Annotated in this window: 17 protein-coding genes; 10 read left to right on the top strand and 7 right to left on the bottom strand. The window is 37.6% G+C overall.

Annotated features, from left to right (window positions below; genetic code table 11):
* Nucleotides 1-4 precede the first annotated feature (4 nt).
* The 7 genes from dapF to KO502_RS13620 all read left to right on the top strand — a co-directional run bounded on the left by dapF (nt 5) and on the right by KO502_RS13620 (nt 8,983).
* Nucleotides 5-835, top strand: a complete 831-nt coding sequence (gene dapF, locus KO502_RS13650; protein ID WP_216023114.1) for a diaminopimelate epimerase — start codon at nt 5-7, stop codon at nt 833-835.
* Between the two features lie 61 nt (nt 836-896).
* A complete protein-coding gene (locus KO502_RS13645) occupies nt 897-1,646 on the top strand; it encodes a DUF484 family protein (protein WP_252730770.1) in 750 nt (249 codons plus the stop codon).
* Between the two features lie 109 nt (nt 1,647-1,755).
* The gene (locus KO502_RS13640) at nt 1,756-2,523 is read left to right on the top strand and encodes an HAD-IA family hydrolase (protein WP_216023113.1); all 768 of its coding nucleotides are present in this window, start codon (nt 1,756-1,758) and stop codon (nt 2,521-2,523) included.
* Nucleotides 2,524-2,776: 253 nt separating this feature from the next.
* Nucleotides 2,777-4,951, top strand: coding sequence for a DNA helicase II (uvrD, locus tag KO502_RS13635; protein WP_216023112.1), 2,175 nt, complete (start codon nt 2,777-2,779; stop codon nt 4,949-4,951).
* 126 nt (nt 4,952-5,077) lie between these two features.
* Nucleotides 5,078-6,337: a diguanylate cyclase gene (locus KO502_RS13630; RefSeq protein WP_216023111.1), complete on the top strand. Its 1,260-nt coding sequence runs from the start codon at nt 5,078-5,080 to the stop codon at nt 6,335-6,337.
* A gap of 269 nt (nt 6,338-6,606) precedes the next feature.
* Complete coding sequence (gene recQ, locus KO502_RS13625) at nt 6,607-8,427, top strand: DNA helicase RecQ (RefSeq protein ID WP_252730769.1); 1,821 nt, start codon at nt 6,607-6,609, stop codon at nt 8,425-8,427.
* Between the two features lie 109 nt (nt 8,428-8,536).
* Nucleotides 8,537-8,983 (top strand): DUF3859 domain-containing protein, encoded by a 447-nt coding sequence (locus tag KO502_RS13620; protein ID WP_216023110.1) that lies wholly within the window; start codon nt 8,537-8,539, stop codon nt 8,981-8,983.
* A 56-nt stretch (nt 8,984-9,039) separates the two neighbouring features.
* Here KO502_RS13620 and KO502_RS13615 read toward each other — a convergent pair whose 3' ends face one another.
* Together KO502_RS13615 and KO502_RS13610 are read right to left on the bottom strand one after the other, a co-directional pair.
* Entirely contained in the window at nt 9,040-11,226 is a 2,187-nt protein-coding gene (locus KO502_RS13615) for a prolyl oligopeptidase family serine peptidase (protein ID WP_216023109.1), read from the bottom strand.
* A gap of 243 nt (nt 11,227-11,469) precedes the next feature.
* Entirely contained in the window at nt 11,470-13,854 is a 2,385-nt protein-coding gene (locus tag KO502_RS13610) for a fatty acid cis/trans isomerase (protein ID WP_216023108.1), read from the bottom strand.
* A 167-nt stretch (nt 13,855-14,021) separates the two neighbouring features.
* Between KO502_RS13610 and KO502_RS13605 the strand changes: the two genes are divergently transcribed.
* A complete protein-coding gene (locus tag KO502_RS13605; protein ID WP_216023107.1) occupies nt 14,022-14,645 on the top strand; it encodes a metalloregulator ArsR/SmtB family transcription factor in 624 nt (207 codons plus the stop codon).
* Nucleotides 14,646-14,831: 186 nt separating this feature from the next.
* On the opposite strand, the gene KO502_RS13600 is transcribed toward KO502_RS13605, so the two are convergent.
* Together KO502_RS13600 and KO502_RS13595 are read right to left on the bottom strand one after the other, a co-directional pair.
* Nucleotides 14,832-15,746, bottom strand: a complete 915-nt coding sequence (locus tag KO502_RS13600; RefSeq protein ID WP_216023106.1) for a mechanosensitive ion channel family protein — start codon at nt 15,744-15,746, stop codon at nt 14,832-14,834.
* 75 nt (nt 15,747-15,821) lie between these two features.
* Entirely contained in the window at nt 15,822-16,967 is a 1,146-nt protein-coding gene (locus tag KO502_RS13595) for a hypothetical protein (RefSeq protein ID WP_216023105.1), read from the bottom strand.
* Between the two features lie 212 nt (nt 16,968-17,179).
* Between KO502_RS13595 and KO502_RS13590 the strand changes: the two genes are divergently transcribed.
* Nucleotides 17,180-17,839, top strand: coding sequence for an NAD(P)H-dependent oxidoreductase (locus KO502_RS13590; protein ID WP_216023138.1), 660 nt, complete (start codon nt 17,180-17,182; stop codon nt 17,837-17,839).
* A 191-nt stretch (nt 17,840-18,030) separates the two neighbouring features.
* On the opposite strand, the gene KO502_RS13585 is transcribed toward KO502_RS13590, so the two are convergent.
* Both KO502_RS13585 and KO502_RS13580 read right to left on the bottom strand, forming a co-directional pair.
* Nucleotides 18,031-19,356: a type II toxin-antitoxin system HipA family toxin gene (locus tag KO502_RS13585; protein ID WP_216023104.1), complete on the bottom strand. Its 1,326-nt coding sequence runs from the start codon at nt 19,354-19,356 to the stop codon at nt 18,031-18,033.
* On the bottom strand, nt 19,356-19,625 hold the full coding sequence (locus KO502_RS13580) for a helix-turn-helix transcriptional regulator (RefSeq protein ID WP_216023103.1): 270 nt from the start codon (nt 19,623-19,625) through the stop codon (nt 19,356-19,358). The genes KO502_RS13585 and KO502_RS13580 overlap by 1 nt, the downstream gene beginning before the upstream one ends.
* Nucleotides 19,626-20,004: 379 nt before the next feature.
* Here KO502_RS13580 and KO502_RS13575 point away from each other — a divergent pair, with 379 nt between their 5' ends.
* Nucleotides 20,005-20,439, top strand: a complete 435-nt coding sequence (locus tag KO502_RS13575) for a CBS domain-containing protein (protein ID WP_216023102.1) — start codon at nt 20,005-20,007, stop codon at nt 20,437-20,439.
* A gap of 271 nt (nt 20,440-20,710) precedes the next feature.
* Here the strand turns inward: KO502_RS13575 and KO502_RS13570 are convergent, their stop codons facing one another.
* Nucleotides 20,711-21,574: a YicC/YloC family endoribonuclease gene (locus KO502_RS13570; protein WP_216023101.1), complete on the bottom strand. Its 864-nt coding sequence runs from the start codon at nt 21,572-21,574 to the stop codon at nt 20,711-20,713.
* Between the last annotated feature and the right edge of the window lie 6 nt (nt 21,575-21,580).

The raw sequence follows: 21,580 nt of genomic DNA, 5'->3' as shown, positions 1-21,580 counted from the left end.
AATAATGTTAGTGAATTTTTCTAAAATGCATGGCTTGGGTAATGACTTTTTAGTGCTTGATAATGTCACGCAAAATGTTTTTTTATCGCCTGAACAAATTACAAAATTTGCTCACCGAAACTTAGGCGTTGGTTTTGATCAACTGCTTGTTGTTGAGCCACCTTATGATCCTGATTTAGATTTTCATTACCGTATTTATAATGCTGATGGCAGCGAAGTAGGTATGTGTGGTAATGGCGCGCGCTGTTTTGCTAAATTTGTGCGCATGAAAGGCTTATGCAATAAACACAAGATCAAAGTATCAACCGCTACAGGTAAGATGAATTTACACATTGAGCGTGATGGCAACATTTCAGTCACCATGCCTGTGCCACAATTCGAGCCAAGTAAGATACCTTTTACTGCACAAAAGGCCGAAGGCACTTATATTTTACGTAGTGAAAACGAAACCGTTTTATGTGGCGTAGTTTCTATGGGTAACCCGCACTGTGTGGTAACGGTAGACAATATTTTAGAGGCGCCAGTTGCAACGCTCGGTAAAGAGTTGTCACTACATGAACGTTTTCCAGAAGATGCCAATGTAGGTTTTATGGAAATTGTAGCGCCTAATTATATTAAATTACGTGTGTATGAACGCGGTGCTGCAGAAACTATGGCTTGTGGTAGCGGCGCTTGTGCTGCTGTGGTTATTGGTTATATGCAGAAAAAATTAGGTAAACAAGTTACCGTAGAGTTACCTGGCGGCAAGTTACGTATATATTGGCAGGGACCTGGACATCCAGTAAAAATGTCAGGTTCGGCAACGCATGTGTATGATGGTCAAATATCAATTTAATTTGCTAGCTTTAGATAGTTAAAAGCATTAACGTAATTATTTCCAATAGCGAAAATACCCAATGGAAGAAGAACTCAGTAACATGAACGAAACACAAGACAATATTGCGCAAGACATTTCCCAGAACATTAGTCAAAGCATCAATAGCGATGATATTCCATTGACTGATGAACTAGTAGTGAGTTATTTACAAGACAACCCTGAGTTTTTCAATCGTAACAATAGTTTAATGACTAGCTTACGTCTTAATGACGATCAACGTGGCACAGTGTCTTTAGTTGAGCGTCAGCAACAGCAACTTCGTCAAAAGGTACATGGCCTTGAAGACGAAATTACCCAATTAATGTCGGTGGCAAACCACAATGAGCAGTTATTTGTTTTGTATAGTGATCTGTATTTGCGCTTACTTGATTGTCAATCTGCTGAAGAGTTATTAGATTGCTTGCATCAAACCACTACAGAATTATTATCATTATCAGCTTTCAAATTATGGTTAATACCGAGTGATAATCGAGTACTTAGTCATGATAGTTTATCAACCAATGACTGTGCTGGCGTTATGCAAAACCGCTTAACTAATAGTGAATATTATTTTGGTCGTTTACAAGAAAGTGAACAGAGTCTTATTTTCTCACAACCATGTTCAGGCTCAGTGGTTTTAATTAAGTTAAGCCACGATGAAAAAGCACTAGGCTTCCTTGCCATTAACAGTGAAGATGCACAGCATTTTGATCCACGAATGGATACTTTATTATTGAGTCAATTCAAGCGTTTGGTGGCTAAATTATTACATCAACATCTAGCACTTTAATCTGTTCAGTTGTTAATCTTGTTAAGAAAGTTATCTTCAAAGTAATTATCCTCAAAATAATGAGCCGCAAAGTAATTAGCCTCAAAGTAATTAAACAAAGGAGTCAACAATGCAAATTTACCGACGTTTAACGCAAATTAAAGCAATTAGCTTCGATCTTGATGATACTTTATATAATAACCGCCCTGTAATGCAGGTTATCGAAACAAAGATGAACGCTTACTTTACGGAAAAATTTGCCATTTTATTACCGACGCTAATATTGAAGTCCGATCAGACTTTTAATAGCAATTTTTGGGCGCCTTATCGCGCTCAAGTAGTACAAGCACAACCTGTTATAACGCACGATGTAGTCAAAATACGATTTGAAACTTATCGCTTAGGTTTTCTTGCTCATAACCTTTCTGAAGAAGTTGCAGTACAAGAAGCACAAGCTGGCTTGGATTATTTTATTGAACTACGTAGTGACTTTAGCGTACCGCAAGTGACTCATGACTTATTAGAAAGCTTAGGCAGAGTATTCCCAATAGTGTCTATCAGTAATGGTAATGTTAATACCAAAACATTAGGTATCGATCATTATTTTCAACATATTTATCACGCTGGCTATCAAGATTACCGAGCTAATAAAGAATGTGAGTACTTACTTAAGCAAAAACCAGCAACCGATATGTTTGATTTGGTTTGTAAGCAACTCGCTATTCAACCATCAGAGCTATTACATGTTGGTGATTGTGGTCTTGCTGATATTTATGGCGCGCTTAACGCAGGCTGTCAAACCGCTTATTTACCGCAATATGGAATTGGTAAACAATTAAAGCAAATACCGCATATTGAATTAGGTAGAGTTGAAGAGCTTAAAGCCTTACTTAGCTAATGATCAGTTATTCGCCTGTCGTAAAGATGTCATCCCCGTGGTGTATTAGTCGGGGATCCAGTTTCTAAAAAGGTGTATTTCCAAACCTAACTTATTTACCTACTGTAAAAATAAACAGCACAACGCGACAGCCCCAGTTAAATAGTGATATACTTTGTGCATATTTTTTATCACTTTCTAAATCATTAGTTTCTTCAGTTTTACTCAACATATTGCAACTAATAGCAACCCATATAAATAAAGGTTTACCCCTATGGACGTTTCAGAATTACTCGACTCACTTAACGACAAGCAACGTGATGTTGTTGCCGCGCCAAAGCAAAATATGTTGGTGCTAGCTGGCGCAGGAAGTGGTAAAACTCGAGTTTTAGTGCAACGTATTGCATGGTTAATGCAGGTTGAGGGGGTTTCTTCGCACAGTATTTTGGCGGTAACTTTTACCAACAAAGCAGCCGCAGAAATGCGTGCCCGCGTTGAGCAAGTAGTACATGGTAATACGCACGGCATGTGGGTTGGTACTTTCCATGGTTTAGCGCATCGTTTATTACGTATGCATTTTCAAGAAGCTAAATTGCCGCAAAGCTTTCAAGTGCTTGATAGTGATGATCAACAGCGCTTAGTTAAACGCATTGTGCGTTCACTTGAGTTAGACGAGAAAAAATGGCCACCTAAAAAGTTTACTTTGTATATCAACGGTATGAAAGATGAGGGCTTACGTCCACGTCATATTGATGCGCAGTTTGATCCTACCGAAGAGTTATTTCTGAAAGTATACAAAGCTTATCAAGAAACCTGTGATCGCTCAGGCTTAGTTGATTTTGCTGAATTATTATTGCGCGCTCACGAGCTATGGTTAAACAACCCTGCATTATTAGATCATTACCAACAACGTTTTGGCCATATTCTTGTTGACGAATTTCAAGATACCAACGCCATTCAATATGCTTGGTTAACTATGTTAGGTAAAGCGCGCAGCAAGGTAATGATTGTTGGTGATGATGATCAATCCATCTACGGCTGGCGTGGCGCTAAAATTGAAAACATTGAACGCTTTGTTCGCGAATATGACGACGCACAAACTATTCGATTAGAGCAAAACTACCGCTCAACCGCGAATATTTTGAAAGCCTCTAACCAATTAATTGGCAACAACAGTAACCGCATGGGTAAAGAATTGTGGACTGATGGCGGTGCTGGTGAAAAAATCTCAATTTACACTGCTTTTAATGAAATTGACGAATCACGCTTTATTGCAGGACGTATCAAGCAATGGCAGGACGAAGGCGGCAAGCTTGATGAAATAGCTATTTTATATCGTTCAAACGCGCAATCTCGTTTACTTGAAGCGGCATTATTACAAAGTCATTTACCGTACCGAATTTATGGCGGTCATCGTTTCTACGAACGTCAAGAGATCAAAGATGCGCTAGCGTATATGCGTCTTATTAATAACCGTGATGATGATGCGGCGTTTGAGCGTGTTATTAATACGCCAACACGTGGTATTGGTAATCAAACGCTATCTATTGTTAGAGACGCAGCGCGCAGCGCAGAAGTGACCATGTGGCAAGCCTGCCAGCAATTAATACATGCCGAACAGTTAAAAGGTCGTGGCGCAAAAACTATTACTGGCTTTATGCAACTTATTGAACAATTAGAAGACGATACCTGTAATTTAGATTTAGACCAACAAGCCAATCACATTATTAATAACAGTGGTTTAAAAGCTATGTATCAAGCTGAAAAGGGCGAACGTGCCGAGCAGCGCATAGAAAACTTAAATGAATTAGTGACTGCTTGCCAAGAGTTTGTGGAAGATCCCGAATTAGAAGGAGAGCAAACTAAATTAACCGCTTTTTTGACTAATGCATCGTTAGAGTCTGGTGAATCACAAGCCGGTGATTTTGAAGCCGCAGTACAATTAATGACAATGCACTCTGCTAAAGGCTTAGAATTTCCATTAGTATTTATTGCAGGTCTTGAAGAGGGCATGTTTCCATCGCAACAATCGCAAGAAGATATTGGCCGTTTAGAAGAAGAGCGACGTTTATGTTACGTGGGCATGACAAGGGCAATGAATAAGCTATACTTATGTCACGCAGAAAGTCGCCGCTTATATGGACAAGAAAAATTCCATAAAGCGAGTCGCTTTTTACGAGAATTACCTGAAGAATGTACCGAAGAAATTCGCATGCAATCGCAAGTAACACGACCGAGCAGTGTAGGTAAGTTTTCAAATACCTTTACCCTTGAAACCTTTGAAAATTCAGGTTTTAAATTAGGGCAACGAGTGAAGCATGCTAAGTTTGGCGAAGGTGTAGTACTTAATTACGAAGGCAGCGGTGCGCAAGCACGTATTCAAGTCAACTTTTCCGAGGTTGGCAGCAAGTGGTTAGTTGTTGAATTTGCTAATTTACAAGCGCTATAACCGTTAAACGGTTGTTGCTTGATAATAGCTTTGTATTTGCTTCGTATATGGCGCATATCTGAGTGCTAACTGCTAACTAGTCGATCTCAGCTACATTAAAATAAAATATAATAAAAAGGTATTGTGATGTCTCAACGATTATTAGTAGTAGAAGACAGTAAACCGATTGCCACCGTTATTAAGCAAATAGCCCAGTCATTAAAGTTTGAGGTAGTAGTTGCCTCAAACTTAGCGCAAGTAAAAAGCATTTTAGCTACGGATACCAACTTTTTTGCCGCAACTATTGATTATGCATTACCTGATGCAAACGATGGTGAAGCAATTGCTTATGTTTTATCGCATGGTATTCCTAGTCTGGTAATGACAGGAAAAATGGATGATGAAACACGACAAAAGATTCTTGCCCAACCTGTTATAGATTATATTCCCAAAGAAAATAGCCAAGCTTTTCTTTATTTAAAGCGTATTTTACATTGGCAACAAGTTAACCATAACAGTACGGTTTTAGTGGTTGATGACTCATCGTCTGCACGCAGACATATTGTAGAGTTACTCAAACGCCGCAACTTTACTGTGGTTACCGCTAATAATGGCGCTGAGGCTTTGGAAAGATTAAAAGAGCATAAAAACGTAAAGATGGTGATCACCGACATGGAAATGCCAGTGATGGGGGGTATTGAATTAACTAATCAAATTCGCCGTATTTACACCCGTGAACAACTTGCGGTTATTGGTATTTCTGGGGCGAGTAATGGTATTCACTCAGCAAGGTTTATTAAAAATGGTGCTGATGATTTTTTACGTAAGCCATTTTGTCCTGAAGAGTTTTACTGTCGTATAACGCAAAATATTGAAAGTTTAAACAATATTGCCAAAATTCAACATGCAGCGAATATTGATTATTTAACCGAGCTGTCTAACCGTCGTTCATTTTTTAATAATGCAGAAAAACGTATTAAAGAATACACCGCCAAAAAAGTACCTTATTGTTTAGCGATCATAGACATTGATTTTTTCAAGAAGATTAATGATAACTACGGCCATAATATTGGTGACCAAGTTTTAAAAATTATTGCACTGTATATTCGTAAGCACTTTGGCTCAGGGCTAACTTCACGATTAGCTGGCGCAGAGTTTGCTGTACTATTACATGGCCTAGATGTTGATAATTTATATATTAAATTAGATGACTTTAGACGAGAGATAGCGGTTTCAAATATTAGTGCAGGTGAGTATTCACTTTCTATAGAGTTAAGTATTGGTGTGGTTTTTGATAGTGTTGAAGCGATATCGCAACAAATAAATGAAGCAGATAATGCCTTACATTCAGCTAAAGAAAATGGTCGTAATCAAGTAGTCGTTTATGGCGCTGAGTTAGAAGACTAGCCAGCTAGATGTTACGTGTTCTGCCTTGTCTAGTCTTAATAGAAAGAAGTCCAAACAAGTTGCTGTAAAAGTAATCTCGAAAGATCAACAGACCCATAGCTTATGTCATCCCCGAAATGTCCTGTCGGGGATCCATTGTCTTCTTGTTATTTAAACTAAGCTTTGGTTATTTACATAAGGTGCCAAATAAAAACAGTTCAGCACTAGGTTTTCACTACTGCCCTGAGTTAAAATAATGAGATTAAACCTAAGAAAATGCATTATATCTTTTGAATACCCCAATCATAGCTCAAATAAGCGCCGACCAACCTACTTTACTGCTAGATACCTTAAAGCATCATTTTGGTTATGAAAGCTTTCGCCAAGGCCAAGAAGCTATTATTAATAGTTTACTGCAAGGGCAAGACTCGCTTGTTTTAATGCCAACGGGTGGCGGAAAATCGTTATGTTATCAACTGCCTGCGGTATTATTGCCGGGTGTAACTGTGGTGGTTTCGCCGCTAATTGCTTTGATGAAAGATCAAGTCGATGGTTTAACAAGGCAAGGTATTCCTGCAGCATTTATTAACTCGAGCTTAGAGCAAAGCGAGATAACCGATATTTTTGATCGCCTAGCGCACGGTGAAATTAAATTACTGTATGTCGCACCAGAGCGCTTAACCAATTACTACTTTCTACAAAGCTTAAGCCAATTACCGTTAAGCTTATTTGCCATTGATGAAGCACATTGTATTTCACAGTGGGGTCATGACTTTAGACCGGCTTACACTAAATTGCAGTGTTTAAAGAAAAATTTTCCGCATGTACCGGTAATGGCATTAACAGCAACGGCAGATGTTACTACCCGTAAAGATATTCTAAATCAGCTGGCGTTACCTAATCCGTATATTCACCTTGATAGTTTTGACAGACCTAATATTCGTTTTACCCTTGCACCTAAATATAATGGTGAAAAGCAGTTATTAGGTTATATAAAACAAAAGGCTGAAGACAGCGGCATTATCTATTGTAATAGTCGTTGGCAGGTTGAAAAGCTAGCGAAGTATCTCGCGGCAAGCGGTATTAATTGTGCGGCTTATCATGCCGGTTTAGAAAACGAAATTCGCTCTATCGTACAAGAAGGTTTTACTAAAGATAACATTCAAATAGTCGTAGCGACTGTGGCTTTTGGTTTAGGCATTAACAAACCCAATGTGCGTTATGTTATTCATTATGAGCCACCACGCACCCTTGAATCTTATTATCAAGAAATTGGCCGAGCAGGGCGTGATGGCTTAAATGCAGAAGCGTTATTTTTGGTTGATGATAAAGACGTTAGCCGTATTAAAAAGCGTATTAGTGAAGGCGATAACCCACAGCGCGTTAATGTTGAAATGCAACGCTTTGCAGCGATGGATGCTTTTATTGGTGCACAAACTTGTCGTCGCCAAGTGGTATTGAATTACTTTGCTGAATATACCGAAAAAGGTTGTGGCAACTGTGATATTTGTCTTGATCCGCCAAGTATGTTTGACGGCACAGTTGAAGCACAAAAAGTTTTGTCGTGTGTGTATCGTATTGATCAGCAAGGTGATATTAACCATGTTATTGCGGTACTTCGTGGTGATATTAACGATAACATTAAGCAATTAGAACATGATCAAGTATCTACTTTTGGTATTGGCAAAGGCAAAACTGCGGGTTATTGGTTCTCAATTATTGGTCAACTTATTCACTTAGGTTATTTACAGCAAGATATTGAGCAACAATCCACCTTATGTTTAACGCAAGCCTCAGGCGCGGTATTAAAAGCACAGGTGCCGTTAATGCTCGCCAGTCCACGTTTACAAAAAGCCAGTTACTGGCAGCAAAAAGCGCCACAAAAAAGTTATGACCGTGCTTTATTCGCGAAGTTACGTGAATTACGTAAAGCGATTGCTGATGGCGAAGACATTGCACCGTTTATTGTATTTAATGATGCAACCTTGTCGGAATTAGCAAGAATAAAACCGAAAACATCTAGAGAAATGCTCAGTGTAAGTGGCATTGGCGATGTAAAATTATCACGTTACGGACAACCTTTTTTAGCGTTAATAAAAGAGCATGGTTAAATTCATGTGACACTTCTCTAGCGAACTTTAAATCTGTGTTTAAAATAAATTACTTGTAGATTAATATTAAAATATTGGTGCAACTCACGTTAAAAAATGAATGTTAAATATGGCTAAAACTAAACCAGAGTTTTCAATGAAGAGTTATGGTATTTATAGTGAATGGGATGCTAATTCAAAAGACTTACCAAAAATTAAAAAATTTACAACTGAGATTCCGGCTGAAATAGATATTGAGTTTGGTTATATAATCAATGTTAAAAAAGGCAAAGGTTGTAAATTAAATTTTATTCTTCATCATCCTGATGTATTAGATGAAAAGGGCCAAGTAATGGCTCCTTTTGAAGGTGAAGTTTATGTTAAAACCAATGATTGGGATTTTTTCTTAGGTGATACTATATGGGAACCAATTGACGATAAAGTTGGCCCTTGGCGCATCGTCATTGAATATCAAGGGCGTAACATTGCCGATAAAACATTTAATATTTCAGTGGAAGAAAGCTATCGAGTTGATGACTTTGCCGCATTAAATCAAAAATTTAATAAGCGCCGCTAAGCTTCACTATCAGCACTCATAATTACTCTTAATAATTAATTTCATTTTAGGTTTTTTTAATTATTGGGTAATTCATAAAATCCCATGTTGAATAAGGTAAACGCATAAATATCTGCATATTGTTCGATGGTTTTAGAAACCGGTGTACCAGCGCCATGCCCTGCATTGGTTTCAATACGAATTAACGTTGGCGCATTACCAGCTTGCTTAGCTTGTAATTCCGCAGCAAACTTAAATGAATGCGCTGGTACTACCCGATCATCATGATCGCCTGTGGTAATAAGCGTGGCAGGATAACTTACACCCGCTTTAACATTATGTACGGGTGAATAACCTTTTAAGTAATTGAACATTTCTCTACTTTGTTCAGACGTACCGTAGTCGTATGCCCAACCTGCACCAGAGGTGAATGTGTGATACCTCAACATATCTAAAACACCTACCGCAGGTAAGGCGACTTTCATTAAATCTGGACGTTGGGTCATTACCGCACCAACGAGTAAACCACCATTAGAGCCACCGTTTACTGCTAAATAATCACTTGAAGTATAATTTTGTGCAATCAAGTATTCACCTGCCGCAATAAAGTCGTCAAACACATTTTGCTTATTAAGCTGCGTACCTGCTTGGTGCCAGGCTTTGCCATATTCGCCACCGCCACGTAAATTGGCTACAGCATAAATACCGCCTTGCTCTAACCAGAGTGCACGGGTAACGCTAAAGCTTGGTGTTAAACTAATATTAAAGCCACCGTAACCGTATAAAAGAGTTGGATTTTTTCCGTTAAGCTTAATACCTTTTTTGTAGGTAATGATCATCGGTACTTTAGTGCCGTCTTTTGACGAATAAAATACCTGTTTTGACTCGTATTTTTCACTATTAAATTTAGCGCCAGATTGAAGGTAAACCTCGCTTTCTCCGGTGTTGACGTTATAGCTATAAATTGTGCCGGGGGTTTTATAATTACTGAATGAGTAAAACAAGGTACTTTCGTCTTGCTCGCCTTTTATGGCTGAGGTACTACCAACCCCTGGTAATTTAATATCACGTATTTTTTTGCCTTGATAATCGTATTGATAAACCTTTGAAATAGCATCAACCATGTATTCCGTAAAGAAAAAGCCACCACCCGTTGAAGCGCTTAATACAAAATCTGTTTCAGGAATAAAATCAACCCAATTATCAGTCGTCGGCGCACTAGCATCCACCGTAATAATCTTTTTGTTGGGTGCATTTAAGTTCGTTACTAAAAAGAGTTTGTCGTCATTATTATTAATAATGTAGGTATCAGCATCGAAATTGTCGGTAATAGTAACTAGTGGACTGTCAGATTTTGTTAAATCTTTAAGGTAAAGGTCGTTACCTGAAGTCGATATAGCACCAGAGATAAGTAAATATTTATTATCTTCAGTTACGGTGCCGCCAACATAGCGACGTTTTTGCTCTGGCGTATCGCCAAACACAACAACATCATTTTTTTGGGATTGACCTAATTGGTGATAATAAAGTTTGTGTTGGTCAGTTTTGGCTGATAACTCGCTGCCATCGGGCTTGTCGTAACTTGAATAGTAAAAACCTTCATTTTTATACCAAGAAATACCAGAAAACTTTATATCAACTAAAGGAGCTTCTAATACCTCTTTAGAGGCGACATCAATAATAATCACTTTGCGCCAGTCGCTACCACCTTCAGAAATAGCATAAGCGGCAATAGAGCCATCTTTGGAAAAACTTAATTGTCCCATTGACGTTGTGCCATCTTCACTGAAAGTATTTGGGTCTAAAAATACCTCTTCAGGCCCACCGTCTTTTTGACGATAAACGACATATTGATTTTGTAAGCCATCATTCTTATAGAAGAAGGTGTAATCACCTTTTTTAAAAGGCGCGCTTATTTTTTCATAATTCCACAATTCAGCTAAGCGTGTTTTAAGTTGTTCACGATAAGGAATTTGGGCTAAATAATCGAACGTAACTTTGTTTTCAGCTTTTACCCATGCGCCGGTTTCTTCGCTGCGATCATCTTCTAACCAGCGGTATGGATCGGCAACGTCAATGCCAAAATAACTATCAACTACTGAGCCTTTTTTTGTCATTGGGTAATTCACCTTATGTGTCGTTATTGCGTTTGTATATGGGGCATTTTGTATAGTATTAGACGTTGCTTGAATATTGTTATCAGCACAAGCAACTAAAACGCTCGTGATTAAACTAGTCGCCAATAAAAGATAGTTTGTCTGCATTAGGCTCTTCTTTGTTAACGTGAAAGCGGAAATTAATAGCCGCGAAATTGAACACGGTTTAAAATTTATTAAACCGAGCTTAGGCTATTTATGGAAGTTATTAGGTAGTGTAGCAGAAGGAGAGTGAGTAAAACCACCGCTTGTTTTGTCTTCGTTTTAGTCCTGAAACTATACAAATAAACGGTGGTTTTTAATGTTTACGTTAAGCTATAAAATAGCTTGGTTTAGCGCTTTATAAGTTATTTAGCGATCTTCTAAGCGATTAAAGTCGAGTAAACCCGCAGATCTAGGATAATGCTTTTCATACCAAGTATGTAATTCATCGGCATATTGCCAAAAATTAGGGCTAGTACGACGGATAGCAAATTTATCTTTAAGGGCGCTGTAGTCTTCCTCTGTTTTTATCTGGGTTAATGTACTTACAAATTGACTAAGGTCGGCTTTGTCTACTTTAAAGAAAGCATTCGGATAATTACCAACAATACCGCGTAAAACCGCTACAGTATCTTTTTCAGGCATAAGACGGCTATTTTCAAAAAACAACTCAGCTACGTTGGTATGTGCGGTATTGTTTATTAAAGAATAAACATGATTTTTATCGCCGTCTTTAACCATAACAAAGCTTACCTGTGCTAACAGGTTAACGTTTATATTAGGTATTTCACGTAAACCCGCCATTGTTTTATCAATATCGCTTTCAGGTAATGAAGTTAAATTATAATCACTTACCTGTGCATTATCAGTATAATCAGCGATGAGTTTAAATAATTCTGTTTCCGGATCGTTTGTTTGATATTTAATGCCAGTGTCAGGTAATTGGTAAAATTGATTGGCAAAAATATACTCTTTAATTTCATCATTAGTATCTATATACCAAGACTCATGAATCGCTTTACGTTTTTCTTTAGGTAAAAAGCCAATAAAATTACTTTCTGCTTCCATACGTAAAAAGTCCATGTATAAACGAGTTTCTAGTTGATGACTGATACTGCCATAAACATCAAACCCAGCGACTAATAAATAATGAATACGCTCAAGTAGAGGGTAATTAATTGCCCAAGCTGTTTTCGGTTTAGGGCCAACAAAACCTTTAACAACACTAGCGCTATTGAAATGTCTAAATATAGTTAAAGTTGCATTAGGATTGCCATTTCCAGACCAAATAAGATCAAGGTCAATCGCATTTTTGCTCCAATCTAAGCTTTTCATGAACTCAGACTTTTTCTCAAGATACTCTTGCTGACTTTTCGCATAATCGCGCCAATAAAATATTGGTAATGTTTTGTCGCTTGTTCCCGCAGGTAATTTCAATAAATTAGTATTTTTATTAAGAAATTGATCGCTTTGGAAACGGCTCATGTTATTAGGGTTAAGAAAGAACACCCAAAAATTATCTTCAATTACATTAAGAGCAGTTTGACCACGACAAACAGGGCCTTTAATAAAATTCATAATGGAGAATTGTGCTTGGTCCAATAAAAACTGGTAGCGAGCTGTCTCAGGTATTTGTTCAAAGGTTCTAAAAGGGTTAGAAGCATTTATCAGCTCATAATCAGGTAAGCTTGTTACTTGATAATCATTATCATAGAACAGTGCTTTGATACGTTTGAACTTTTCATCACCAAAAGGATATGGCATATGACGTTTAACCGTAATGGTGTCGGTGTGTTTAATCAGTCGATAAAAAACTTTAGGATTATTCGGTGTTGGTATCGTGCTGCCATCAGCATAAGGCGTGTCGAATGGACGACGACTATTAATTACTTCAACTTCTTCACCACTTGGAGTGCGCGAACGTACTAGTTTAAAGTAACTGACTTGTGACTCATTGAAATATAAATTTGCGAGGAATAAATGCTCGTATATATAGCGAGCAACTAACTGCTCTTTAGGTGATTTACCATTGAGTAATTTTTCCCAACGCGCGATAAACTCTAATTCTACTTCTGTAGGTTTTTCGGCAGGTGGCATTACCGCGCCTTGTGCTATCCACTGTGTTAACTGATTATGTTCGGTGTCGGATAAACCCGGTAGAGCGTAAGGCATACCACCAAGAGGGTAATCCTTTTTATAACTTTCAAACTCTTCAATAGTGGCACATTCTTGATCTCGATCTAGGTCGATATCAAAATCATCATCTAAAAGCTTACTTTGCGGTAGAGGGTGTTGCTTTTTTAACGCAAGCATTTGATAAAACAAGCTGGCTTGCGTATTTGCTTGCGCAGTTTGATTACGTTCGTTTAATACAGGGAAAAAACCTTCGCCGCGAAGACGATTTAAATCTTTAGCAGTTAGTGATGGCGTATCGCTAATATCTTCTGTTATCGGAGCGGGGCGTAAACGGTCACCATAAATTTGGGCTTTATTGGCACCGCGTTCTATACCAGCACTGCTTTCCATTTTTAATTGGCATGGTGCATCATAACAACCATGACAAACAACACAGCGGTTCTCTATAATTGGTTGTATTGTTTCATTAAAGTGTATTGTTTGTAATGCAGTCGACTCAGGTTGTTCAAATCTATTTTCAACCTTGCTAACACCGTAGCGTTTATCAAACTCCATCATACCTAAAGTGGCACAACCAGAGAGCAATATAAAAATCAAAAGCCAATTAAACTTACGCATCGAGAACCTTTAAAATTGAAATGATAACAATTAGAACAGAATTTTAAGCTATATTGACAATGACTTAAAGTTGTTATGTAAACACAAATGAAAAATATAGTTTAAAGCACGGTTAAGCTGTGTGATGATTTATTAATAAAGCAGTATTGATTTTGAGCGAATAATCCATGAAAACTCATGAAAAAATAATTCAGTTATTAAAAACCGAAGGAGCGTTAACCGCTAAGGCGTTAGCGAAAGATTTAGGCTTAACCACAATGGCTGTGCGCCAACACGTGCAGGCATTAGAAGATACGGGCGATGTTGTATTTAAAGATATAAAAGCCGTGCGTGGTAGACCAACTCGTCATTGGTCGTTAACTGAAAAAGGAAGTCGTCGCTTTACTGATCGTCACGATACATTGTCAGTGCAATTAATTGATTCTGTTATCCATTTATTTGGTGATGATGCCATGGAAAAAGTGGTTGCTCATCAAGCGGAAGCTGAAAAGTCCAATTATCAACTGGCTTTAGCCGATCGTTACGGTATTGAAGAAAAGCTACAAACCTTGGCAAAACTTCGTAGTGATGAAGGCTACATGGCGATTGTTGAAAAACACGATGGAGTGTTTTGGTTAATCGAAAATCATTGTCCTATTCGCGCAGCAGCGACAAAAAGTCACTGTATTTGTCAGTCCGAGTTAGCAATATTTCAGTGGTTGTTAAGTGATATTGCTACAGTTACTCGCGATACGCACATTATTGCTGGCGCACGACGCTGTGCGTATAAAGTAGTATCAACAGACTATTGATAATACTACTTAAGCTGAGCTCGGTTTAATAAATCTTTTTCTAGTAGCTGTTTTTTCTCCTTTCATCGTTAAATTTACTTGTAACAGACCAGCTATTGACGCGAAATTTGCCTTGCTTATTTTAGCAATGTACTTAAAGAAACTATCAAGCTAGAGTGCTAGAGAAAATAATATTGTATTTATTGTTTAAGCCTGTTTATCAATAATATGAATATCTTGTTGTGGGAACGGAATGGTAATTTTTTCTTGTTCAAACGCTAAATAAATCGCTTTATACGCTGCGTATTTTATCTCGTACAAATTGTTTGTTGGTATCCATAGCCTGATACCAATATTTATTGCGCTGTCAGCAAATTCATCAATACCCACTTGTAAGCGAGGCTCATTAGTATAAATATCAAGAGTAGATAAAGTGCGTTCGATTAGAGCAACAGTGTCTAACGGGTTATCTTGATAGGAAATACCAACAGATAGTTTTAATAGACTGTCTTTTTGTGAATTAAGCATTACTTCACCGACAATATGTTTATTAGGAATAGTGATTAACGCACCGTCTTCATCTTTAAGTAAGGTAAAACCTAATCTCACTTCTTTTACTATGCCAGTTACGCCGAGTATTTCTATAGTATCTTCAACGACAAAAGGGCGGGTCATAATAATATTAAAACCTGCGACATAGTTAGATAACAAGCCTTGTAAAGCTAACACCGCACCAAAAGAGGCTGCGCCAATAGCGGCGATTAAGGGGGTAACACTAACACCTACCTTGCTTAAAACAATAACAACAACGACTGTCATCACTATTATTTTAGTTAAGCTAGCAACAAAGTGGCTTAAGGTAATATCGAGGTTTTTCTTTTCACAAAGCTTTAAAACACCTTTAGCAATTTTACTTGCAAGGTAAAGCCCAAATAAAAATATAAGAAAAGCGCCGACGAGCTGGAAGCTGTATTGTGTAAAAAAGTCGATCGCTATTTGGTAGATTTTATTAGCGTACTCTATTTCAGAGCGTACTAGGTTCGCAGAAATATCGGCTGCATCTTTTGCTGTATCAGCAATAGCGGTAGTGATATTTTCTGTATTATTGGCTTTATCTGACATTATTAGTTCCGTTGTAATCTAGTTAAAGGGTTTACATTGCCAAGTATAAAACTTGGTAGTAATAAATTAAATTGTTTAAAAGCGATAACCTAATTGCATCATAAATTGTTGACGATCGCTAAAGGCAAAACTTGTTTCCGCAATAAGCGCCCATTCTTTACTTATATTCCATTGACCACCAATGAGGTAGTTCAAAGGTGAACTAACTTCTTGATCAATAAGTACTACCACCTTACTGCTATCAGAAGAAGCAACAGCAACTTGCTGTTTTATATCTTGTTTCATCGCACCTACCCAAAATTGGCCATGGTAAGTATTAATTTTTCCATTCCAACCTATACGTGCAGAATAAACGGTTTGTTTGGTCTTTTTGCGCGAAATATTGAGGTCGGCTTGGGTGAAGTTAACATCAAACATACCAAAAAAATCACCGTAACCACCAGCAACCGTTGTTCCGTAACCTTGCACAGTACCATGATAATTTAATGTCGTAGGGTAACCTGTACTGGTTAGTGAACAACTACCAGGTGTGGGGCCAGAATAAGGTAAATTAAGGCTTTCGCAGCGTTTGTCGTTAAGTCCACTACCAATATCGCCAGCAATTAAGAGTGGGGTAGGAACATCTAAATCAACGGTTAGCTCTAAATTCACTTTACCTTTTACTTTACCCATTACGCCATAAACATTCCAAAAAGGTAAAATCCAAGCATCAAGGCGTAAGTTGTAAGCATTGTTTGCCACTACTAGGTTTTTAGCTTCGATAGATTCATCAATTAAATCATTAATGTTGTCACTTTGCTTACCATCAATCTCTAAGGCAATGTTATTTACGGTAAAAGGTTGTTCTTGAGTTAAACCAATAACTGAAATACCTATGGGCAAAGGCAATACATAACCTGCCTCACTAGCTTGTTTTCCTAAAATAGGAAGAAAATCAGTCCACCGCTCATGTGCTACGGTAGGCTCTGGTTTTAACGATTCGTAAGCAATATTAGAGTTCGGATTTTGTCTTTTCTCTACTTGCTGTTTATAGGTTTCGTCAGTGTTTATAACGCTACAATATTGAGCACATTGATTCTGCTTTGTCGCAGATACGGTAATAGTTTGTTCATTGTTACTAGCTGTAGCTTGCTCAATTTTGGTCTGTTGGTCTTGAGCAAACGCAGACAAATTGAATAAAACAAAAAATATAAAGCTTAATAACAATAAAAGGTTAGCCATGAAGATCATTTTCCATAATGGGTATCTTAGTTTTATTTTATACTGTTCTACTTTATTCGCACAGTACATAGTTGAAGTGTTTTAATTAACCGTTAAAAACGTAACATACTTGATCACCAAAGTACTTTATTCATAGTCATTATCGTAGACATATCAACATACGAGTTATATTCTTAATTTTTAACTATTTTCAATTTTACAGGAGTTCTATGATGAAGTTTCTCGTTTTTTTAGGTACGGTTCGTGAAAGTACACCACCTAAACCTGCTCGCTTAGGTTTACGAGTAGCAAAAGCTTGTATTGCCTGCTTAGATGAACGCTACGCTGAGCATGATATAGAACTAATTGATCCCCTTGATTACCCGCTTGATACTATTTTTAAACCGCAATTCTCGTACTTACCTGGTAAAGCGCCCGAGGCATTAAATACTTTGGCAGATAAAATAGCTAGTGCGGATGGTTTTGTGATGATCAGCCCTGAATATAACCATTCAATGAGCCCAGCATTAGCCAACTTACTTAACCACTTTGGTAGCTCGTTATTTGCCTATAAACCTAGTGCAATTGTAACCTACTCCGCAGGGCAATGGGGCGGAATGCGTGCCGCGGTAAATATGCGCACTTATCTTGCCGAGTTAGGTTGTTTACCCGTTTCAGCGATGATTCATATTCCTAAAGCGCAAGAAGTGTTTACTGAAGAAGGCGCAATGCAAGCAGGCGAAGATAAAAACTCTTGGTTTGGCTACTTAGGGAGAACCTTTAATCAATTAATGTGGTGGGCACAGGCAACAAATACGCATCGCGATGTGGTTGACCCGCATAATATGGTGGGTGATTTTACTAAAACACCTACAGAGCGCAATGCGCCTTAGTAAATATTGGTTCTTTATAGCGACGACCACGGCTTAGTTATTACTATGATGAGCTTTTCAAGTAGTAATCGTTTCACACACGGGGTCGCAACCTATGAGTATTAATTGGCGACTCAAAACCCTAATGTCGCATTTTATGTGGCAACAAGCGGCTAAACTAGAAGTGGGGTAAAATACAGCACTGACAAATCTTAACGTGCTAATTTTTTCGCTTGAACTTTCATACCGTTGAAGATTTTTTCAGACAGTGCTTTGGGGAAATTATCAGGTAGCATAGCATTTACAGCGTTAATAACACTTTCGAGCGCTTGAGTTACAGAATCAATAATTCCAATAATTTCCTGCTCTGTAAAGCCGACTTGCTTGCCTTGATGAATAAAGTGTCGATATTGTATTTTCTGTAATGAATAATAATTTTTACTGCCTCGAACTGCCACTGCCATTTTTACTTTTTGTTTAGCTATTTGATCTGCTTTATTTCCAATAAGCGGATGTATTGACAGCACATCATATAACGGAGCTAGCTTATATTTGTTATTAGGTAAATGGGTAATGCTAAAGTTCTTAGCGTGACCATCGGTTGCCGCTAACAAATAAAATACTATTTGTGCTTTAAAAAAGTGTAATTTATCAATAATGGCATTATCGCTATTTAAAAGTAACTTCATACAGTCATCAATACTTAATCCTCCATCACTTTGATATTTGAGTAACGATGACATTCCCCTTGCTTGGCAAAAATCTTCTTGTGGTAAACGAATAATCCATGAATCGTCAAACGACAATTTACGATCAAATCGTTTAACTATCAGTGCCTTTGTATTGCCAAAAATGCCAATATCACAATGAGCTATAGGTAGTTCAAACGCAGCCATGATTTTTGAACAAAGCCATTCATTTTCTACTGAAGAATGCATATCAGCTTTCATATTACCTACTAGTCCCATAGGTAACTTAAAAATATGTGTGGTAGGCGTTTCACCTAGCGGTTCACACCACTGATTGTTATGCCAAAGTAATGCAGTTTTTTCTTGTGCTCCAGCCAGAGATATTCTTAATTCAGAATCATTACCTAAGTGACCTATCGGATAATTGCTTACCACCTTATTAAGCAGCTCTTCAATTTGTAAATCATCTAATGGTTTGTACTGTATTTGTTTGATATTTTTTGGTTTTTCATTATTGGGTAATAACTGAATTGCGCCAACGCAATCTCGTCCAAGTGCAACGAGTAGATCAAAAAATCTAGTACTTTCGGTGCTAAATCGACGTGCCAAACGCTCGCGTATATCTCGGCTGTCAGGTAATAAGTTATCAAAGTAAAATGTAACTTTATCACCTTTAATCGATTGATTTCCTGGAGTAAAAGGTAATGATAGCGATAAAGGACGGCCGCGTGGGTTGGCTAACCATTCATCAGCATATTGTAATTCGTCAATGCCTGATTTTATTTGCCAGTAGCCAACCAACTCAGCGTTCATCCAAATAGTTAATGTGTTTACTTTACGTTTTGCCATTACCATTCATCCAAATGTTGCTCTTGGTTAATAAAACCATCGCTTTGCGGCTTTGCATGCTCTATGAATTGTAATTTAATGCCTAGCATTGATAAGACTTTAAATAAGCGCTCTATTGTGACTTTTTGAGGTGCGCTTTCTAGTACTTGATAGCTTTGCTGGCTTATGCCTAATTTTTCAGCCAGTGCTTTTTGAGAGTAACCGTTAGATTTTCTAAAGCCAACTAGAATAGGTTTAATCTGATCTAAGGTATTAATTGTGTAGTTCACGTTAGCCACCAAAACAATCTATAAGCTGTATTTAATGAATACAGTATATAAGCTGTTTTTTTAAATAACAATCTATAAGTTGTTTTTACTATGACTTTATTATGGGGGTACGATAAACATACAACTTAAAATGGTTGATTATTAATCATTTAGCGATCCGTTTTGGTGCAAATAAATAATAACTCCTCTATATCAATGGTGAATAAATTGTTCAGCGCTGATAATTTAAAGTCATAACTTGTTGTAATAAAACAAGTAAATTTAATTAAATAGTTGATGGATGTAGCTTACATATACTGGCGCAGTTATTGCTCTTAATTTATTAAGCTAAAATTAAAACAATCACTAAACAAGTGACTATTCGCTTCAGGGGTTCAACATGCAAACTATTACAGCACAAACTATTATGGATAGTTCTCCATTATCTTTTTTACCTAATATTGGGGTAATTGTTGCTCTTCGTCAGTTATTAGATTCTGGCTTGTCGGGCGCTCCAGTTGTTGATGCAAATAATAATCTAGTTGGATTCTTATCTGAAGCTGATTGTATGCGTGGTGCGTTGATGGGAGGATATTTTTCATCAATTGGTGAGTTAGTACAAGATAGAATGTCAACCGAGGTTGAAGCAATTAGCACTAATACCAATCTAGTCGATATTGCTAATAAGTTTCTCTGTAATAATCGCCGAGTACTACCCGTAGTAACAGATGGTAAAGTTGTTGGTTTAATTGAACGCCGTTTTGTACTTGAAAAATTAGTTGAGCAAATTGACAATAATAATGAACCTGTGACATATAAACGAAACAGTGCTTAATCTGAATAAACTTTACTAGTGGGTTTAGTGCTTAAAAGGCATGGATCCCCGACAAGACACCTCGGGGATGACGTATCTAAATACTCAGGGATGATGTGTTTGATTTATTTTTGTGGCGTACTTTTTTCAAGTGTAAATAGCAAAAACCGCTAAATTAGCGGTTTTAACTAAATATCAACTAAATATTAATTAAGTATTAGCTAGGTATTATCTCGGTATTAATTAGATTTTAAAGCTAATCTATTTTTATATGTAAATACCGATCAAATTATTATTCAATATTAGCTATCTGCTCACGCATTTGCTCAATCAAAACTTTAAGTTCTACAGCACTTGCCGTTACGTCGGTATTAATTGATTTAGAGCCCAAAGTATTCGCTTCGCGGTTAAACTCTTGCATCATAAAGTCTAAGCGGCGGCCTTGTGCGCCACCTTTTTTGAGGATTTTCTTGGTTTCGCTAACATGGCTGTTTAGGCGGTCTAGCTCTTCGGCAACATCCATTTTTTGGGCGAGTAATACTAGCTCTTGCTCTACGCGGCCTGAGTCTAAATCAATTTTTGCATCGGTAAATTTTTCAATAATGCGGTTACGTTGCCATTCAATAACTTCTGGCATGTGATTTTGTACTTTGTCGGCCTCTGCTGAAATAGCATCAAGGCGTTGTTCAATCATCGCTTTAAGATTTTCACCTTCGCTGGCGCGTGCGGCAATAAAGTCTTTTAAAGCTTGATCAAAAGCAGCAAGTAGTTCAGCTTGAATAGCTGACATATCGTTTTCTGGTGCTTCCATTACGCCAGGCCAGCGCATCACTTCAAGTGGATTTACTTGGCTATTTAGCGTGTGGTTGTTAATCCAATTGGCGTGTTCAATAAGTTGTAGTGCTAGTTTTTCGTTTAAGGCTAGTTCACCTTTGCTTTCTAGATTGGCGTTAAAGCGTAAGTTACATTCTACTTTGCCGCGATTTAGTTGTTTGCGGAAACGTTCACGTAAAACAGGCTCTATACCACGAAATTGTTCAGGTAGACGAAAATAAGTTTCTAAAAATCGTTGATTAACCGAGCGAATTTCCCAAACTGCGTTGCCCCAATCACCTTTAATTTCTACGCGTGAGAACGCGGTCATGCTGTAAATCATGTAATA

It is taken from the genome of Colwellia sp. E2M01 (assembly GCF_018860585.1).
Lineage (GTDB): Bacteria > Pseudomonadota > Gammaproteobacteria > Enterobacterales > Alteromonadaceae > Colwellia.
Note: the sequence above shows the minus strand (reverse complement) of the source record. Positions and strands in the feature narration are given on the sequence as shown.

What these genes read in the sequence shown, in the direction of transcription:
- dapF (WP_216023114.1), top strand. Translation starts at nt 5, where the DNA reads ATGTTAGTGAATTTTTCTAAAATGCATGGCTTGGGTAATGACTTTTTA.
- KO502_RS13645 (WP_252730770.1), top strand. Translation starts at nt 897, where the DNA reads ATGGAAGAAGAACTCAGTAACATGAACGAAACACAAGACAATATTGCG.
- KO502_RS13640 (WP_216023113.1), top strand. Translation starts at nt 1,756, where the DNA reads ATGCAAATTTACCGACGTTTAACGCAAATTAAAGCAATTAGCTTCGAT.
- uvrD (WP_216023112.1), top strand. Translation starts at nt 2,777, where the DNA reads ATGGACGTTTCAGAATTACTCGACTCACTTAACGACAAGCAACGTGAT.
- KO502_RS13630 (WP_216023111.1), top strand. Translation starts at nt 5,078, where the DNA reads ATGTCTCAACGATTATTAGTAGTAGAAGACAGTAAACCGATTGCCACC.
- KO502_RS13620 (WP_216023110.1), top strand. Translation starts at nt 8,537, where the DNA reads ATGGCTAAAACTAAACCAGAGTTTTCAATGAAGAGTTATGGTATTTAT.
- KO502_RS13615 (WP_216023109.1), bottom strand. Translation starts at nt 11,226, where the DNA reads ATGCAGACAAACTATCTTTTATTGGCGACTAGTTTAATCACGAGCGTT.
- KO502_RS13610 (WP_216023108.1), bottom strand. Translation starts at nt 13,854, where the DNA reads ATGCGTAAGTTTAATTGGCTTTTGATTTTTATATTGCTCTCTGGTTGT.
- KO502_RS13605 (WP_216023107.1), top strand. Translation starts at nt 14,022, where the DNA reads ATGAAAACTCATGAAAAAATAATTCAGTTATTAAAAACCGAAGGAGCG.
- KO502_RS13600 (WP_216023106.1), bottom strand. Translation starts at nt 15,746, where the DNA reads ATGTCAGATAAAGCCAATAATACAGAAAATATCACTACCGCTATTGCT.
- KO502_RS13595 (WP_216023105.1), bottom strand. Translation starts at nt 16,967, where the DNA reads ATGGCTAACCTTTTATTGTTATTAAGCTTTATATTTTTTGTTTTATTC.
- KO502_RS13590 (WP_216023138.1), top strand. Translation starts at nt 17,180, where the DNA reads ATGAAGTTTCTCGTTTTTTTAGGTACGGTTCGTGAAAGTACACCACCT.
- KO502_RS13585 (WP_216023104.1), bottom strand. Translation starts at nt 19,356, where the DNA reads ATGGCAAAACGTAAAGTAAACACATTAACTATTTGGATGAACGCTGAG.
- KO502_RS13575 (WP_216023102.1), top strand. Translation starts at nt 20,005, where the DNA reads ATGCAAACTATTACAGCACAAACTATTATGGATAGTTCTCCATTATCT.
- KO502_RS13570 (WP_216023101.1), bottom strand. Translation starts at nt 21,574, where the DNA reads ATGATTTACAGCATGACCGCGTTCTCACGCGTAGAAATTAAAGGTGAT.